At 59.3% G+C, this 15409-nt stretch carries 22 protein-coding genes and 2 pseudogenes; 5 read left to right on the forward strand and 19 right to left on the reverse strand.

Annotated features, from left to right (window positions below):
* Positions 1–126 (forward strand): annotated as a pseudogene (locus tag C5748_RS09460) (IS3 family transposase); the annotation flags it as partial.
* Here the strand turns inward: C5748_RS09460 and C5748_RS09465 are convergent.
* The 3 genes from C5748_RS09465 to C5748_RS09475 form a co-directional block, all read right to left on the reverse strand.
* Positions 103–690 carry an alpha/beta fold hydrolase gene (locus C5748_RS09465; protein WP_199194749.1) on the reverse strand — a complete coding sequence of 196 codons (588 nt, stop codon included), beginning with the start codon at positions 688–690 and terminating at the stop codon, positions 103–105. The pseudogene C5748_RS09460 and the gene C5748_RS09465 sit on opposite strands and share 24 nt — an antisense overlap.
* A 114-nt stretch (positions 691–804) precedes the next feature.
* Positions 805–1905 (reverse strand): winged helix-turn-helix domain-containing protein, encoded by a 1101-nt coding sequence (locus C5748_RS09470; RefSeq protein WP_342588352.1) that lies wholly within the window; start codon positions 1903–1905, stop codon positions 805–807.
* 32 nt (positions 1906–1937) lie between these two features.
* Positions 1938–3077, reverse strand: coding sequence for an epoxide hydrolase family protein (locus C5748_RS09475; protein ID WP_105741711.1), 1140 nt, complete (start codon positions 3075–3077; stop codon positions 1938–1940).
* A 162-nt stretch (positions 3078–3239) separates the two neighbouring features.
* Here C5748_RS09475 and C5748_RS09480 point away from each other — a divergent pair, with 162 nt between their 5' ends.
* Entirely contained in the window at positions 3240–4145 is a 906-nt protein-coding gene (locus C5748_RS09480) for a LysR substrate-binding domain-containing protein (RefSeq protein ID WP_342588353.1), read from the forward strand.
* 102 nt (positions 4146–4247) lie between these two features.
* Here the strand turns inward: C5748_RS09480 and C5748_RS09485 are convergent, their stop codons facing one another.
* The 13 genes and pseudogenes from C5748_RS09485 to C5748_RS09525 form a co-directional block, all read right to left on the reverse strand.
* Positions 4248–4745, reverse strand: a complete 498-nt coding sequence (locus C5748_RS09485; protein ID WP_199194750.1) for a DMT family transporter — start codon at positions 4743–4745, stop codon at positions 4248–4250.
* Entirely contained in the window at positions 4673–5071 is a 399-nt protein-coding gene (locus tag C5748_RS29425; RefSeq protein ID WP_199194767.1) for an EamA family transporter, read from the reverse strand. The genes C5748_RS09485 and C5748_RS29425 overlap by 73 nt, the downstream gene beginning before the upstream one ends.
* A 56-nt stretch (positions 5072–5127) precedes the next feature.
* Positions 5128–5355 carry a heme-binding protein gene (locus tag C5748_RS29625; protein ID WP_280953477.1) on the reverse strand — a complete coding sequence of 76 codons (228 nt, stop codon included), beginning with the start codon at positions 5353–5355 and terminating at the stop codon, positions 5128–5130.
* Positions 5319–5765, reverse strand: a pseudogene (locus C5748_RS09490) (DUF3363 domain-containing protein); the annotation flags it as partial. The gene C5748_RS29625 and the pseudogene C5748_RS09490, both read right to left, overlap by 37 nt.
* Positions 5766–6011 carry a DUF3363 domain-containing protein gene (locus tag C5748_RS29430; protein WP_425350234.1) on the reverse strand — a complete coding sequence of 82 codons (246 nt, stop codon included), beginning with the start codon at positions 6009–6011 and terminating at the stop codon, positions 5766–5768. It abuts the pseudogene before it with no gap.
* The gene (locus C5748_RS29435) at positions 5896–6300 is read right to left on the reverse strand and encodes a DUF3363 domain-containing protein (protein ID WP_425350230.1); all 405 of its coding nucleotides are present in this window, start codon (positions 6298–6300) and stop codon (positions 5896–5898) included. Before C5748_RS29435 ends, C5748_RS29430 begins: the two co-directional genes overlap by 116 nt.
* A gap of 11 nt (positions 6301–6311) precedes the next feature.
* On the reverse strand, positions 6312–7298 hold the full coding sequence (bioB, locus tag C5748_RS09500) for a biotin synthase BioB (protein ID WP_105741713.1): 987 nt from the start codon (positions 7296–7298) through the stop codon (positions 6312–6314).
* Positions 7298–7870: a biotin transporter BioY gene (locus C5748_RS09505; protein ID WP_105741714.1), complete on the reverse strand. Its 573-nt coding sequence runs from the start codon at positions 7868–7870 to the stop codon at positions 7298–7300. The genes bioB and C5748_RS09505 overlap by 1 nt, the downstream gene beginning before the upstream one ends.
* A 136-nt stretch (positions 7871–8006) precedes the next feature.
* Positions 8007–8633: a GntR family transcriptional regulator gene (locus C5748_RS09510; RefSeq protein ID WP_105741715.1), complete on the reverse strand. Its 627-nt coding sequence runs from the start codon at positions 8631–8633 to the stop codon at positions 8007–8009.
* Between the two features lie 342 nt (positions 8634–8975).
* A complete protein-coding gene (locus tag C5748_RS09515) occupies positions 8976–9365 on the reverse strand; it encodes a type II toxin-antitoxin system VapC family toxin (RefSeq protein WP_105741716.1) in 390 nt (129 codons plus the stop codon).
* Positions 9352–9630, reverse strand: coding sequence for an AbrB/MazE/SpoVT family DNA-binding domain-containing protein (locus tag C5748_RS09520; protein WP_105741717.1), 279 nt, complete (start codon positions 9628–9630; stop codon positions 9352–9354). Before C5748_RS09520 ends, C5748_RS09515 begins: the two co-directional genes overlap by 14 nt.
* A 295-nt stretch (positions 9631–9925) precedes the next feature.
* Entirely contained in the window at positions 9926–10240 is a 315-nt protein-coding gene (locus C5748_RS29440; protein ID WP_425350231.1) for a TetR family transcriptional regulator C-terminal domain-containing protein, read from the reverse strand.
* Positions 10152–10520, reverse strand: a complete 369-nt coding sequence (locus C5748_RS09525) for a hypothetical protein (protein WP_146119496.1) — start codon at positions 10518–10520, stop codon at positions 10152–10154. Before C5748_RS09525 ends, C5748_RS29440 begins: the two co-directional genes overlap by 89 nt.
* On the opposite strand from C5748_RS09525, the gene C5748_RS29445 reads away from it, so the two are divergent.
* Both C5748_RS29445 and C5748_RS29450 read left to right on the forward strand, forming a co-directional pair.
* Positions 10471–10812: an MFS transporter gene (locus C5748_RS29445; protein WP_425350232.1), complete on the forward strand. Its 342-nt coding sequence runs from the start codon at positions 10471–10473 to the stop codon at positions 10810–10812. The genes C5748_RS09525 and C5748_RS29445 overlap by 50 nt on opposite strands.
* Positions 10813–10814: 2 nt before the next feature.
* Positions 10815–11060 carry a hypothetical protein gene (locus tag C5748_RS29450; protein WP_105741720.1) on the forward strand — a complete coding sequence of 82 codons (246 nt, stop codon included), beginning with the start codon at positions 10815–10817 and terminating at the stop codon, positions 11058–11060.
* Positions 11061–11362: 302 nt separating this feature from the next.
* Here the strand turns inward: C5748_RS29450 and C5748_RS09545 are convergent, their stop codons facing one another.
* The gene (locus C5748_RS09545) at positions 11363–12286 is read right to left on the reverse strand and encodes a LysR substrate-binding domain-containing protein (RefSeq protein WP_158259830.1); all 924 of its coding nucleotides are present in this window, start codon (positions 12284–12286) and stop codon (positions 11363–11365) included.
* A gap of 45 nt (positions 12287–12331) precedes the next feature.
* On the opposite strand from C5748_RS09545, the gene C5748_RS09550 reads away from it, so the two are divergent.
* Entirely contained in the window at positions 12332–13264 is a 933-nt protein-coding gene (locus tag C5748_RS09550; RefSeq protein WP_158259831.1) for a DMT family transporter, read from the forward strand.
* A gap of 128 nt (positions 13265–13392) precedes the next feature.
* On the opposite strand, the gene C5748_RS09555 is transcribed toward C5748_RS09550, so the two are convergent.
* Together C5748_RS09555 and asnB are read right to left on the reverse strand one after the other, a co-directional pair.
* Complete coding sequence (locus tag C5748_RS09555) at positions 13393–13773, reverse strand: ectoine synthase (RefSeq protein ID WP_105741724.1); 381 nt, start codon at positions 13771–13773, stop codon at positions 13393–13395.
* A gap of 70 nt (positions 13774–13843) precedes the next feature.
* Positions 13844–15394, reverse strand: coding sequence for an asparagine synthase (glutamine-hydrolyzing) (gene asnB, locus C5748_RS09560; RefSeq protein ID WP_105741725.1), 1551 nt, complete (start codon positions 15392–15394; stop codon positions 13844–13846).
* Positions 15395–15409: the final 15 nt, after the last annotated feature.

Below are 15409 nucleotides of genomic sequence, written 5' to 3' on the forward strand. Positions count from 1 at the left end.
TTCCGCGTTCTCAATGTCGTCGATGATGTCACGCGCGAATGCCTGGCTGCGATCCCGGACACATCGATCTCCGGACGGCGTGTGGCGCGAGAACTGACGACGCTAATCGAACGACGTGGCAGGCCCGTCGAACTGCCATCCCGGGGACCACTCCTCCCACAGCAAGCGGCACAGGTCGCGACGATGCTCGGCCAGGCATTTACGTCCGCGCTCGGTCTGAAACAGATGCTGATACCAGCAGACTCGCTCCAGAGCGGGCGTGGCAGCGTGGTCTCCGGCCCGCACATCAATGATGTCATAGCCCGCGTACGAGACGAGCCCTCCGATACGTTCAGGCCATAGCGCCGCCGCCACGCAGGACGCGTTTCCACCCCAATCAAACCCACCCAGGATGGGGCGCTCCAAGCCAAGGGCCTCGGCAAGCTGGACGATGTCGCAGCCTCGGGCGGCCTGCTGCCCGCTTCGCATGATAGCGTCCGACATGAAACGGGTCGGACCGAACCCACGGGCATAAGGCATGATGACCCTTGCTCCCGCTTCAACGAGAATCTGCGCTACTTCATCGAAGGCATGAACGTCGTAGGGGAAGCCGTGCGACAGGATCACTGGCCAACCGACGGCGGAGCCATATTCGACATAGGCGATCCGCAGGATGTCTGTATCGACGCTTCTTACCGGTTGCTCATTCATGAAGGGCGGACCCCCTCCACGAGGATACCAAATCGACAGACGCCAGCCGGCTTTCGAGGCAGAGGGTTGCAAGGAGAGGGTCCGTCACAGCGGCCGGGGCGACGGCGAGGCCCGTCAATCCGAGCCACGATCCATCACCCCGAGTTGCTCGATCAGCCGTTCCGCCGTGCATCGCGGAGCGTTGGGCTCGATGTGAGCCCGCTGAATTATCAATGTGCTGGTCTTGCGGTCTGCCTTCAGATCCACGCGCGCAACAAGCGAGCCGTCCAGCAGGAAGGGCAGCACATAATAGCCGTGCTCGCGCCGGTGGGCGGGTGTGTAGATTTCGAGCCGGTAGCGAAAGCGGAATAGTCTTTCGGCTCGTGGGCGATGCCAGATTAGCGGATCGAAGGGTGACAGCAGCTCTGCGCCCTCGACTCTGCGGCCGGCACGCGCGTCCTTGTGGAGATAGGCCTGTTGCCGCCAACCTCGGACGCGCACGGGAACGATGATCCCTTCCTCGACCAGTTGCTGGATCGGTACCCGAGCGTCGGCAGTGGGAATGCGATAATAATCGCGCAGGTCGTCGGCCGTCGCGACGCCAAGCGCCTCAGCCGATCTGGCGATGAGCGTTCGTCGCGCATCTCCGTCATCGGGCGTGGGGACTTGAAGGACGGCACGGGGCAACACCCGCTCGGGCAAGTCATAGACGCGCTCGAAGCTGCCCCGGCGGTGCGTGGCGGCGACCAGCCCAGCCCAGAACAGCCATTCGAGCGCATGCTTCGCCTCGCTCCATACCCACATTCCTTTCGGGGCCTTGCTCCCCGCCACATCGGAGGCGGCGAGCGGTCCTTCGGCGCCGATGCGACGGAGCAGGGCATCGGCTTGCCCTCTTTTCTCGCTGGCGAAGGGTTCGAGTTGCTTCCAGACTCCCTCTCCGCGCAACGCGCGGGCCATCCGCCAGCGTAATAGAGGCTGAAGGCCGACCGGCAGCAGCGAGGCTTCGTGGCCCCAATATTCGAAGAAGCGCTTCGGCCCTGCGGCCATCTCTGCGTCCAGGAGGGTGCGGTCATAGCAACCCACCCGCGAGAACAGCGGCAGATAGTGGGCGCGCACGAGGACGTTCACGCTGTCGATCTGGAGCAAACCGAGCCGATTGATGGTCCGTCGCAGGCGTGCAGCGCTGGCGTCGTCGCCACGGCGGACGCGATTGAACCCCTGAGCAGTCAGCGCCACGCGCCGAGCCTCGGATATTGAGATTTCCGATCTCAGGAGGGCTCTCCCGAAACCGTCGCAATGAAGGTACGCAGGTCAGCGAGCAGGAGGTCTGGCTCTTCGAGAGCTGCGAAATGGCCACCCCTTTCAAAGTCGGTCCAATGCACGACGTCGTAGGCCTTCTCGGCAAACGAGCGCGGCGTCGGCAGGAACACGGGATCGGGAAAGGCTGCCACCCCCGTCGGCACCCGGATGCGCGTACCCGCAGGGAAGCGATCCGATCCTTCAAGTCGCTTGCCGTGATAGATCCATGTCGCTGTCACGACCGCCGACGGCGCGACGTAGAGCATGATGTTGGTGAGCAGTTGCTGCTCCGAAAACTTGCTCCAGATGTTCGGACCGCCGTCGGCCGTTTTAGGCAGGTCGGCCCACTTGCCGAACTTTTCAAGGATCCAGCCGGCCGCGCCCACCGGACTGTCCGCCAGCGCAACGCCCAACGTCTGCGGGCGCGTCTCCTGCTCGAGGTTGTAGCCGGTTTCCCAGTCGAGGATCGCATCACGGCTGGAGAGCAGGTCCTTTTCCTCTAGCGTGGTTGGAACGACGCCGTCGGGGAATATGCTCATCATGTTGATGTGGATGCCGAGCAGCGCGTCCGGTCGCGTGTAGGCCATCCAGCTCGCAATATGCGCGCCCCAGTCGCCGCCCTGGACGACGTAGCGCTTCGCACCAAACAGTTGGCCCATCAGCGCGTGCATGAGCTCGGCAGCTCGCCGCGGGCCGATGACGCCGGTGATCGGATTGGAGAAAGCAAAGCCGGGAAGCGAGGGAACTATGACGTCGTGGCCGGCGGCTGCCAGAGGTTCAAGCAGCCGCTCGAACTCGAGGAACGAGCCTGGCCAGCCGTGGAGGAGGAGGATGGGCGGCTGGGAGCCGTCGCCCTTCACATGGAGGAAATGGAGGCGCTCGCCTTCGACATCGGTCGTAAAGTTGGGTAGCTGATTCAGCCGCTCCTCGACGGCGCGCCAATCATAGCTGTTGCGCCAGTAGGCGACGAGGCGTTTGAGATCTTCGACCCCGACGCCCGCCGACCAGCCTCCCGCGTCCGGGAGCTCGCTCCAGTCATAGGCATCGACTTTCGCTCTGATCGCGTCGAGCCGTTCGTTAGCAATGTTGATCGTGTAATGCGAGACCATGGATTTCTCCTCATCAGGTGATCGCTCCTGAAGGCCAACATGTCTCTGACTTCTTGAGCGGAGCGTGGCGCTTGGTGCCATGCGCACAACGCATCATCGACACTTTCGCAAAGGTGGCCTTTCTCTGCGCGAAAGTGTATCCTGAAAACTCGGTGAACTCTTTTGCGTAATGCGCACAAGCGGGCCTTTATGGATGTCGGCGGCGATCTCGAAATCTTCACTCTCGTGGCTGAGGAAGGCAGCTTCTCGGCCGCTGGCCGTCGGCTGAAGCTGGCACCGTCATCCATCGCGCGCGTCATCGACCGGATCGAAGCCCGGCTTGGCGTACGTTTGCTGCTGCGAACCACGCGATCGCTAATGCTGACGCCTGAAGGGACGGCTTATCTGTTATCCGCCCGCCGCATCCTCGCCGACCTGAGGGAAACCGAACAGTCGATCGCCGACCAGAGTTCGCCCAAGGGACGCTTGCGGGTGAGCATTTCGCAGTTGTACGGCAGGATGTTCGTGGTGCCGCTCCTGCGTGATTTTATTCGGACGTACCCAGACATCCTGCTTGAGATCATCTCGTCTGATACTGTCGTGGACATCGCCGGGGGCCAGGCAGACGTGGCGGTGCGGTTGGGGCCGCTCCCCGATGGGCCGCTGACAGCCCGCAAGCTTGGAGTGACACACAAGGTGATCGTGGCCGCACCGACTTATCTCGCGCACCGAGGCAAGCCCATAATTCCAGAGGACCTGCACGACCACGATTGTATCGGATTCAACTTTAAGCGCGCTGCACCGACATGGCCTTTCCGCAAGGATGGGCGCGACTTCTCGCTTGCGATTAAGGGCAGCGTGGAAACGAACAATGGCGAAACAGAGGGGCAGCTCGCCATCGAGGGAATCGGGATTGCGCGCGTCTGCGCTGAGACGGTGGCGGACGAAATCCAAGCCGGGAAGCTCGTTCCGCTGCTCGAAGAGTTCAACCCGGGCGACGGCGAGGAGGTTCATGCGGTGTTCGTCGGTGGAGCGCACACGCCGGCACGGGTCCGCTGCTTCGTAGATTATCTTGTGGACCGACTATAAGGGCATCGCCTGCTGCCCGTTCGAACGACATGTGGTTCCCACGTGGAGGCTGGCGCGAGGCGCCGGCGTCGTTTTGTGCTGGGGTGCGAAGGTCAGGACACTTCAAGCATCTCGGGTCTTTCCCGGCCGTTGCGCGGTTATCTGTTGCCCGGGGCTCGCCATTCGCGCAAGCAACACTCCGCCCAGCGCAAGGACGAAGCCGGCGATCTGAACGGGTGTCAGTTTCTCGCCGAACAAGATCCATGCTTCGAGCGCCGCAAGCGGAGGAACGATGAGGAGCAGCAGGCTGACCCGCGTTGCTCCTTGGTGGCGCGTCATCCAAACCAGCAGCGATAGTGCTCCAACGGATAGCCCGAGCACGGACCAGGCCAACCCGGCCCACAAGGCGAGCGCGCCGTCCCAGCGATAATCACCGAGAGCCAAGGTGACGAGGATCGCAACGGCCGCGCCGCCGAGGTTCTGCACCGCACCTGAAATCGGCATCGGATCGCCGCCGATCGATCCACGCTGGATCATGGTGCCAGCCGCTATCGCCAGGATCGACGCGACGGCGCGAGCACCATTACGACGCCAAGGAGACCGGTCGCCAATCCGATCCAAAAGCGTATTCCGAGACGCTCGCCAAGCAGGGCGAATGACGCAACGGCGACCACGAGTGGCTGTAGCGCGCCTAGCAGGGCCATTATCCCGGCAGGCATGCCTCGTTGGATCGCCCACCAACTCGTGCAAAGATAGACGCCGTTGAGCAGCGCGCCGGCGAGCAGATGCAACGCGAGCCGTCGGGCCGGGGGGAGTCGCTCGCCCGCCACAGCCGCTACGAACCCTAACAGGGCACCGGATAGCAGCATCCGCACAGCAAGGATCAGCTCAGGCGAAATAGAAGCAAAGCCCGCTATCCGAGACAGGAGGGCGAAGCCGTCAGTTATACGGCTCCTGGCCGCGAGCGGCGGCGATACCCGGCTGCATGTTCACGCGCTCCAGCCTAGCCATCATCGATGGCTGCAAGAGCGATCTGGCATATTTCATTGTCCACCTCGAACGATCCGCCGGCCGTGCTGATCGCGCCGACGACCTGACCGCCGATCTTGATCGGGTGGGCGCCACCCACGGGCGTCACGCCCGGCACGGCAAGAAAGGCATAGACGCCGTTGTGAAGCTCAGGGAGACGAAAGGCTACAAGCCCAATCTTCGCTGCCCCCCCAACTGCCACGACACCGAACCACCCTGCACGGCGCCGGCGACTTCGCGGCCTAGCTGACGGTCGATGACCGGCGGCCAGAGGACAAGGGTGAACTCGTGCGCCTTCTCGACGATGGCGAACTTACCGCTCGATAGCTGCACGGTCCCCGTAAACTTGCCGCTGACAGTTTCGCCATCGGCCGCAGCACGGAATGACAGCGCCTTGCTCCCTGCCATCTCTCCACCGACGCGGGCAACTTCTCGCTCACGCAGGGTGGCGAGAAGATCCCGCCGATAGAAGATGCGACCGTCGTGCCGGGGCGTGGCGTCGCCTTATTCGATATGATGCTCGCGGCGACGGTCCATCGCTTCGCGCACCTGCTGCTCGAAGCAGGTTGGCGCAAAGGCGAATGAGTCGGGCGAAACCAGCCGCCGGTCGAGTCAGGTCGCGCGTCTGCGCCGATCTGCTTTCAAGGTCGAGAACCGATAGGACGCGGACCTGGACTGCCGACTGCGGCCGGCATCGTAGGCGGCGGCGCGGCTCTCGAAGTCGTCGGGAATGCGCCATTGGTCAGGGTCGATCCGCTTGACGATGCCGGCGCGGCGCAGCGCCTCCAGCCTGCGGATATGGGCACCGACATGCCCACGTAATCGCAGCCCGGAACGCGCCCTCAGCGCGCACCGGATCGACGCCGGCGATATGGTGCGTCCGGCCGTCGATCCCGTCCACCACAACGGTCAGGTTCTGGCCCAGCTCGTCGGACAGATACTGATCGACGACGCGGCCGACGAACTGCCAGCCCTTCGGCCATTCCACCTTGCGCGCCAGCACCGCAAAAGCCGCGATCACAAACAGGAAGCGGACGAACAGGATCGGATCGGCATGCGCCGCGATTGCCCGCGCCGCGATGAAGCTGGTTGCCGATGATAGGAAAACAAACAGAGCTGGAGCGGCAATGACTGCGGCGAATGCCACTCCTCTATCGCTCACGCTGCTGAGGCGGAGACGCAGGCGCGTTCCGGCTCACCGATCGCCGCGAACAATTCGGCGTCCTCGCCGATGTCTGCATTGGGTGTAGTAAGCAGCGTATCGCCGTAGAAGACGGAGTTCGCTCCCGCCACGAGACACAGGATCTGCGCCTCGCGGTTGAGGCTGGAGCGCCCGGCCGAAAGCCGCACAGTCGAGCCCGGCATGACGAGGCGAGCCGTCGCCACCATCCGCACCAGTTCCAGCGGATCGATGCGCGGACGCTTTGCCAATGGCGTTCCCTCAACCGGGACAAGCGCGTTGATCGGTACGCTTTCGGGGTGCGGCTCCATCGCTGACAGGACCTGCAGCATCGAGGCCCGGTCACGAACCGTCTCGCCCATACCGATGATGCCGCCGCAGCACAGGCCAATGCCGAAGGACCGCACCGTCGCCAGCGTGTCCAGCCTGTCCGCATAGGTGCGGGTGGTGATGATCCGGCCGTAGAACTCGGGGCTGGTATCGAGATTGTGGTTGTAGGCGGTGAGGCCGGCGGCGGCGAGCCGTTCGGCCTGATGCGGCTTCAGCATGCCGAGCGTGACGCAGGCTTCCATGTCGAGGGCGCGCACTCCCTCGACCATCTCGATAACGGCGTCGAACTCCTTGCCGTCCCGAACCTGCCGCCACGCCGCACCCATGCAGAAGCGTTCAGCCCCTGCTGCCTTGGCGGTCGCCGCTATTGCGACCACCTTAGCCGGGTCCATCAGCTTGTCGCGGGTCAGATCGACTTCACTGTGATGGGCCGATTGCGGGCAATAGGCGCAGTTCTCAGGGCATCCCCCTGTCTTGATGGAAAGCAGGCTTGCCTTCTGGACCTTGTTGGGATCGTGGTGCCGGCGATGTACTGCGTTGGCGCGGCCGACCAGTTCGAGCAACGGCAGTTCATGCAGGCCGACGATTTCCTCAACCGACCAATCGTGCCGGATTGTCCCATCCGTCACCGTCATCATGCTTTGCCTCGGAAGCGGGCGATCGTTGCAGGTAGCACCATGTTGATTGCCGCGACCGCAACAATCTTCACCAGATCACCGAGGAGGAAGGGCAGAACGCCAGCCGCGAGAACCTGATTGACCGGAACATAGGCTGCGAGCCATGCCGCACCGAACCCGTAGATCGGCAGCATGCCGACCAGCATGGCCCCGAGACGGCCGGCCGTGCCTTTGCCAGTTGCAAGGACGCCCACCAGCCACGAGGCAATTAGATAGCCGAGCAGATAGCCGCCAGTGGGTCCGACCATATAGGCAAGGCCGATGCCGCGTTCAGGCGAGCCGGAGAACACCGGCAGGCCGGCCGCGCCGGCCGCGAGATAGGTCAGGAAGATCGAGACCGCGATACGCGGGCCGAAAGCGACGGCGAAGGCCATCACGGCCATCGTATGCAGCGTCATCGGCACGGGCCAAAACGGGATCTGCACCTTGGCGGCGAGCGTCATCAGCGCCGCGCCGGCAATGACGGTCACGACCGTTCGCGTGGATATCCCGGAGCGGGCTTCGATCTGTCGTGAGGCGGTGTCGCTCATGTCATTCTCCTTCAGCTCAAAATTATCTATAATTTAGCGAATCTATCGCTAAAGGAATCCACAGAAACGCCGCCATGGCAATAGCCATGCCCGGATGTGACCTTCGTTCGTTGAATGAAGGCGAAGGATCGGCCGGTTATCGCGGCTTCTTCTGCCCAATCGTCTGGACATGCCGCGCCAGCACGGACGCCGCCATATCCGGCTCTCCCGCTCTCAGGGCATGCAGGATCGCCCGGTGATCGCGATCAGTTGGAGCATCCCATTCCGCCCGCCAACCGGAGAACAGGAAGCGCGAACTAGCCGTCTGCAGATCATCGATGGCCTTGAGCAGACGTGGCATTCCGCAAGGCGTCAGAATGATGCGATGGAAGGTCCGATTGGCCTCTTCCCATGCCTGCACGTCACGGGCGCGATCGCCGACCCTGTTGGCCTCCTCGGCCTGATCGAGAATAGCCTTGGTCAGATGCGGAGCGGCGTTGCGCAAGGCCAACGCTTCAAGCGCGGCTCGCATCTCGGCTACCTCCCGGACCTCTTCGAGACTGAAGCCCGCGACACGAACGCCCCGGCGCGGCGCGCTGACGAGCAGCCCCTGCGACTCCAGGCGCCGGAACGCCTCGCGCACCGGGACGTGGCTCGCGCCGAACTCTTCGGCAATGTGGTCCTGCCCAAGCCGGGAGCCGGCTTCGAGCTTCCCGGTAATAATCCGCTCGGCCAGAACCTTGCTGATCCTCACGGCGATTGTGTCGTCTTTGGCTGTCGTCATGTTTTATAGATAATTCGGGAGCAGCCCGCCGTCGAGCGACCATATTGTCTATTCAACGGCTATCGGGCTCGCGACTGGAAGTCGTTGAAGCTCGATGCAGGCATGCGCACGGTGTGAAGGCCGTTTTTGATCCATGCCTCCTGCACCCCCGACTCTTCATGAAACCTGATGTGGAAATCCGCATGCCCCGGATGAAAAGCGTGATTGTGCAACGCGATCAAAACCTCCCGTCCGTCCCGATACCGACAGTCCCCCCACAGATTGCCGCGGCAAGAACAAAGACCGGGCAGGAAACGGGCGACGGCTGAGAGCGTATGCCGCTCGCCTGACGGCCTGGCGCACTCATGCTTCCTGCACACTCTCGTAGCCGGCGGCCTTCGCGGCCTTGACAAATCTCCGGTCGAAGGTCGCGAAGCTCTTGCAATGCGCAGATCTTCCGAGGTGCAGCGCGTCCGCGAAATCCATGCCCTTCTCGGCAAGGTCGAGGGCGATTGCGACGATTGCGCCATCTTCGACCGTTACCGTCGGAAGTCCCGCAAAGGCGCGCAGCGCGCGGGCGACATCCGCCGGACGATACTCATAGGTGCTGCGTAGCACCCATTCCGTTTCGAGGATGATCGTGATGGAGGTGAAGACCGGCTGGCCGTCGACCAGCGCCCGCGCTCGCGGCGACTGTTTCGGATGGTCGTTGGTCAGGTAGCGGACGACAAGGTTGGTATCAATCGCGAGCATGCCGGTGCCTGGCCTCGGCGAGCACACCCGCATCCATTTCATCCAGCGTCTTCGGCTGGCCCTTGTGGGGCAACACACCGAACACATCCTCAGGCCGCGTCTCGGCGAATGCCGGCGCGGGCTTCAGCAGCACGCCTTCGGCCGTCTCCTCGACTGTGAGCCGCGTTCCCGCCCGCCATTCCCGCCGCAGGCGAATAGCGCTGGGCAGGATGACCTGTCCCTTGGTGGAAACGGTGGTGGTGGTAAGCTTCTCTACTGTGGCCATAGGCCCGAACCTTCCTGATGTAAGACAAACGTAAGATAGCTTCGAACGGCCTGACATTCAAGTCCACGTCTTCTCCTACACGTCGTTTAGGAGCCAGAGGAAGGCCCGGAATGGTTCGAGCCGGTGCGGCGGAGAGGCTTTGAGATCGTGGTGGGGCGAGCGGGGGTCCGAAACTGTCGAGCGGGGAGCGCTACCGACCCAATTAAGTTGCCATTCTAAAATAAAATGCCAGTGTAACCATCAGTTGTGTGCGGCCAATCGGCCCGATCAGGGTAGCGCCCGACATGACAAACAATCATCCCGCGCTGTCATAATATTTCATCGTTTGCTCAACGATCCCAAGCAATCTCCGTCTCGTCATCCCATCCTCGGCCTGAATTGACAGCCCTTGGAGTACCGTTATCAGAAAATCTGCAAGCGAAGAAATATCGGTTGATTGATTTATTTCTCCAGCCTCTTGGCCGCGTCGCAAGCGATCGAATATTGAAGCGAGCCGTTGAGTGCGTTGCTCCGAAAGCCATTTAAGCAGTTCGTCGTTGCCGGCTCCCATGCGAAGTCCCGACGAGACGATCATGCAACCTCGGGGTCGCTCCCAACTGGTAAAGAGCATCACCGCATGCTGTTCTTCCCTCAAAGACGAGCCGGATTGCCTTCGTTTTCTCGGTCTGGGCGCTCGGGCCGATGATCGGCGGCCGCTTGACGTCCTGTTTGGATGGCGCTCGAACTTCATCGCCTTCGCCGTCTTGGGCCTGGTCGGTCTCCTTTTGGTCATGCGCGGTTTCGAGGAGACCAAGACGCGGGATCTCGGCGCCACCTTTCGGCTTAAGAGTTACCATGCCGATGGGTTCACGCATCTTCTGGGGGTACGCTATCTGCATGGTTTTTTCCATGGGCACCCTCTACATCTTTCTCAGCGGCGCACCTCTGGTCGCAAAGAGCTTTGGCGTTGAATCTGCGATCGCAGTCGGTGCGTTGATGGGGCTTGTCCCAGGAGCGTTTGTTCTGGGAAGCACATTTGCCGGTCGCTACGGCAAAAACTACGCACCGCCTGTCCTCATGGCAAGCGGCCGGATTTTGACATTGTCCGGTCTTTCCGTGGGAATTTTACTTTTCTATTTTGCGTTCATCATGTGGCGGCCTTCTTCCTGCCCTGTGCCTTTGTCGGGCTGGGAAACGGCCTGACCATGCCTGCGGCCAATTCCGGCGTATTGTCCTTGCGCTCGGAACTGTCGGCGACAGCATTGGGGCTTGCCAATGCCACGACCGTTGCAGGCGGAGCGGCGATCGTATCGATCTCAGGAATTTTCATGACGACCACGAACGCTCACTGGACCGCCATAGCCCTGATGATTGGGACGACAACCATCTCTCTTTTGGCCGCTTTGAGCATTGCGTCCCGGACCACGCCAAAGTCCAACGGCGAGAGCTAACAGTGCAGAGCGTGAAAACTGGCGTCATTCTCGGTGCTGGCATGATTGCCCGGACGCATATGCTTGCATGCGCCGCTGCTCGCCACAAAGTGCGACTTAAGGGAATTGGAGACGGAGGCTCCGGACGCGCCGGGGCCTTGGCTTTGGAAGCATGCCGACTTCTGGGACACGACGTACTTCACTTCAAATCCGTCGACGAGATCGCGACCGGCTTCATCGCCAGCACGCGTTTCCTTGATTAAATCTGAAAAGATGTCCGCTTTCTTCGTGGAGCACAATCCGGGCAAGTTCCAGGATGCAAGCTATTTACCCACGACCGGATCGAATTTCGATTTAAGCCAGTTTAGGAAGGTACGGGCGTCTCTCCTTTCAAGACGATCCTGCCGTCCGACCAGATAGAAGGCCTTATCGGGGTTTTTATACTCGGAAAGAATCGCGAGTTTCCCCTTTGCAGCGAGATCCTTGGCATAGATATCCCGGACGCTTCCAAGTCCCTGCTTTCCGACAACGGCGCTAATCACAGCCATGTCGTCGTCAAGCACCATCCCCCAGCTCGCGTCTTTATTATTCACGGTGAAACGATCGAACCATATATCCCATTCCTCCCGGTCCCTGGAACTCAGGAGCGGCAGGGTTCGCAGCAACTCATTTATGCAAGGATCATCGGGGGTATTCAGGACTTCCGGTGAAGCGACGAGATTAAGCGAAGGGCGCAAAATTTCTATCGAATGCAGATTCGGATAGGAGCCTTTACCATAACGAATGGCAAGATCGGCGAAAATTCCGCCGGACGTAATATCGACCAACCGGACGCCGGTCGATACCTCGACGTTAATGTCCGGATGTCTGTCGCGAAATTCGCCCAGGTTGGGAATGAGCCAATGGTAGGCAAAGCTGGAGGCGGTATGGATGCACAAAGTGTACTTAGATGATTTCTTCGCTACCGCTTCTTCAATCAATTCAAGCGGGACCGCAACTTTATGAAGCAATTCCTTCCCGGATGGGAGCAATTCGATACCTTGGGGATGCCGGATGAACAGAGGTCCCCCCAGATACTCCTCGAGGGACGCTATGCGCTGACTGAGGGCCCCCACGGAGAGGTTCAGTTTCTCTGCAGCCTTTCGGAAGCTCATCAAGTGCGCCACATGAACGAACGTGCGCAATTGTTCGAGCGGAAGTCTTGCAACCATATCGGGGCGTTCGATAATTCTAAACAGCGATTTCAATCTATTATATTGAGTTGGGAGGAAGCACAAGCCAGAAGTTGTGTCATGACACATAAGGCATCAGCCACTCAGAAACTCACTTCTTCTATTTCATCAAAGCCTCAGGGACTTTCCATTTGGGCCACCGTTTTGATGATCCTCATCTTCGCGTTGTGGGGAGGACAGCAAGTTGCAATAAAAATCGGCAATACGGAACTTGCGCCGATATTCCAAGCTGGCATTCGGTCTATCGGGGCGAGCGTATTGATGACAATGTGGTTCTTGGTAAAAGGGACGCCGCCCTGGCGTATGGGGGTTGGCCCTGGAGCTGCCGCCCTGTTGGGCGTGCTGTTTACATTGGACTTTGCATTGTTATTTCTCGGGCTGAACGAGACGACAGCGTCGCGTGGGACGATTCTGTACTATACCGGTCCGATTATGATCGCCGTGGGCGCGGCGGTGATTCTGCCAAGCGAGAGGATCGGGCGACTCGGAATCGCAGGGTTCGGGCTGGCCTTTCTTGGCGTATTGGCAGTGTTGTGGCGCAACGAAACCATAGCCAACCACACCAGCATTACGGGCGATCTCCTCTGTCTGGGAGCGGCTGCGGCCTGGGCGAGCACTATTCTCGTTATCAAGGTTACGAGGCTCATTCACGTTCCGGCCAATGCAGTCCTTTATTTCCAATTGCTCGGATCTGCAATCGCACTTCCCCTACTGTCTTATCTTGTGGGAGAGGAATGGTCAGCGCCGCAATCAGCGGTCGTCGTTCAGGCTGTGCTTTTCCAGGTCGTCTTCGTAGCGTTTCTGAGCTATCTCGTATTTTTCTGGATGCTGCAGCGCTTCTCTGCCGGAACGTTGTCTGCTTATTCATTCCTGGCGCCTGTCTTCGGGGTTCTGCTAAGCAATCAATTGCTTGGGGAACAGGTTTCTCCATTGTTCGCCATTGGTACGCTGATGGTGGTTTGCGGATTATATTTGGTGGCCAAGGGTAAATAGGCGACGCGACCAGCCCGCCCCGGCCAAAAGAAACCGCCTCCAACACTTCGATGGAGAAAGGACAGGGCCGAACAATTGGCCGTAACGTTCATACCGAAGCCACCGTTGTTTCCACGGGACCTTTACGTCTAATAAGTTGAAGCCCTTTCGTTTGAAAGGCTGTGACTTTCAGCACCATTCAAAGCGGGTGAAAATACGCTGACCAAACGCATATCAGTGAAGACGCGTAGGAAATGGGGGTCGTGCTTATCGAGGGCGTAGATCACGCCGGGTTCGATAGGATAAATGTTGCCGTTCATATCTTCGACTTCACCGGTCCCTTCAATACAGTAGCAGGCTTCTAAGTGGTGCTTGTATTCAAGAAAAATAGCGGTTTCGGCAGGGATCGTCGTGTCTGCCACGGTAAATCCCATATTGTCATCGGCGAGCAGGAAGCGTCGACTTTGGCCCAATCCCCAGTTTACGTCTCTTTCTGATCCAGAAATTTCGACAAGTGAACGGACGATCATGACATTCTCCTGATTTCGATAGGCAATGGAACATACCCGCCCTTCTGCGGGCCCGATAATGGTTCAAGGATTACGATGCGAATTTGAAATAGCCGTTTTCGGAGTAGTCCAACCCCGGCAAGCGATGGCGGCCTGTGGGAATGGGGAATCCTTGCTCTGAAAATAAGCTGTAGAAATACATCGATTGGGGGGTATCCAACTTCAACTGCCCGCGCAGGCCTTCATCGATACGGGGACTTTGGGTGGCAGCATATTCCATAAGGATATTTTTGACGCCGCTGCCTTCGGGCATACGCACTTTGGGCCTATCAATCAGATAGTCCGGCAGCACGTCCCGGAAAGCTTCGCGAAGCACCCATTTTTCCACCCCGCTTCGAAGCTTCATATTCATCGGAAGGTTGTATGCGAAGCTGAGGAATTCCTTGTCGAGAAACGGCACGCGCGCCTCGACGGAATTCATCATGCTTGCCCGGTCAACGCGCTGCAGATCCGTCCTGTGAAGGTTGTGGACCCGATAGCGCATTAGCGACTGGGGGTCACTGTGAGAGCGAAATAGGTCATAGCCCGCGAGAACTTCGTCGCTTCCCTCCCCACAAAGGGCAACCTTAAAGCCATTCCTGCGGGCATGTCTGTAGCCGAAATACGCAACGCAGGCATCGATAATATCAATCCCTTCGAAAAATTCGGCCACATATACGACATGTGGGATCATGCCCACCAATTCGTCGCGATCCAAACGATAGGTAAGGTGTCTTATACCGCGTTCCTTACAGTAGCGTTCGGCGATAGGCATGTCAGCGGCCCCATCAAATCCTATCGTGATGGCAGTGACATTCGGGTGGTATTTGCACGCCATATTGAGAATGATGCTGCTATCGATACCTGCGCTGAACATGACGGCCATAGGAAGGTCCGTCTGAACCTGTTTTCTGACCGCATTTTCCAGAAGGCGCCGACATTCCCTTATCGATTCATCGACGTTCGGCAGATTCTGAACCACTGCACTCGGCTGGCCTTCCAAATCGAAATACGTGTAAGTATTCCCGTCCCTGATGAAGGTTCCTGGAGCAACAGTGGCAATAGAGACACCGAGATGAATGAGCGATTTTTGCTCAGATGCAAAATAGTGGACCTCGTGCTTCACAGCATAATAGAGTGGTTTGATGCCCACATGGTCTCTGACCGCCAAGAAGGAGTTGTTTACTTTGTCAGCAACGATAAAGGCGTATATTCCATCGAGCTTATTTGCCAGGTCGTTTCCCCAGTGCAGGTAGCCGTTCACCAATACTTCCGTATCTGACTCGGTCTGGAATTCCCACCCTTGTTGCTTCAGCTCCTCTCGCAGCTCAGAATGGTTGTAAATTTCGCCATTGAAAACCACGACGACTTGACCGGCCTTATCAGTAATCGGTTGTTTCGCATGGTGCCGGTCAACAATTGCCAGGCGATTGGTGCCCAAGGCAAAACCGTCGTCGACTAAAACTTCTCCGAATAATTCAGGGTCGCCACGATATCTGAATTTCTCCAACATGGTCAGAAGCTCCGCCTGATGATCATGTCCGTTGACATGACGACCGTCCCAACTGGACGCAAAATCGATTATTGCCGCAATTCCGCACATATATTCCTCCAAACC

The organism is Phyllobacterium phragmitis, from assembly GCF_002980495.1.
GTDB classification, from domain to species: Bacteria; Pseudomonadota; Alphaproteobacteria; order Rhizobiales; family Rhizobiaceae; genus Paramesorhizobium; species Paramesorhizobium phragmitis.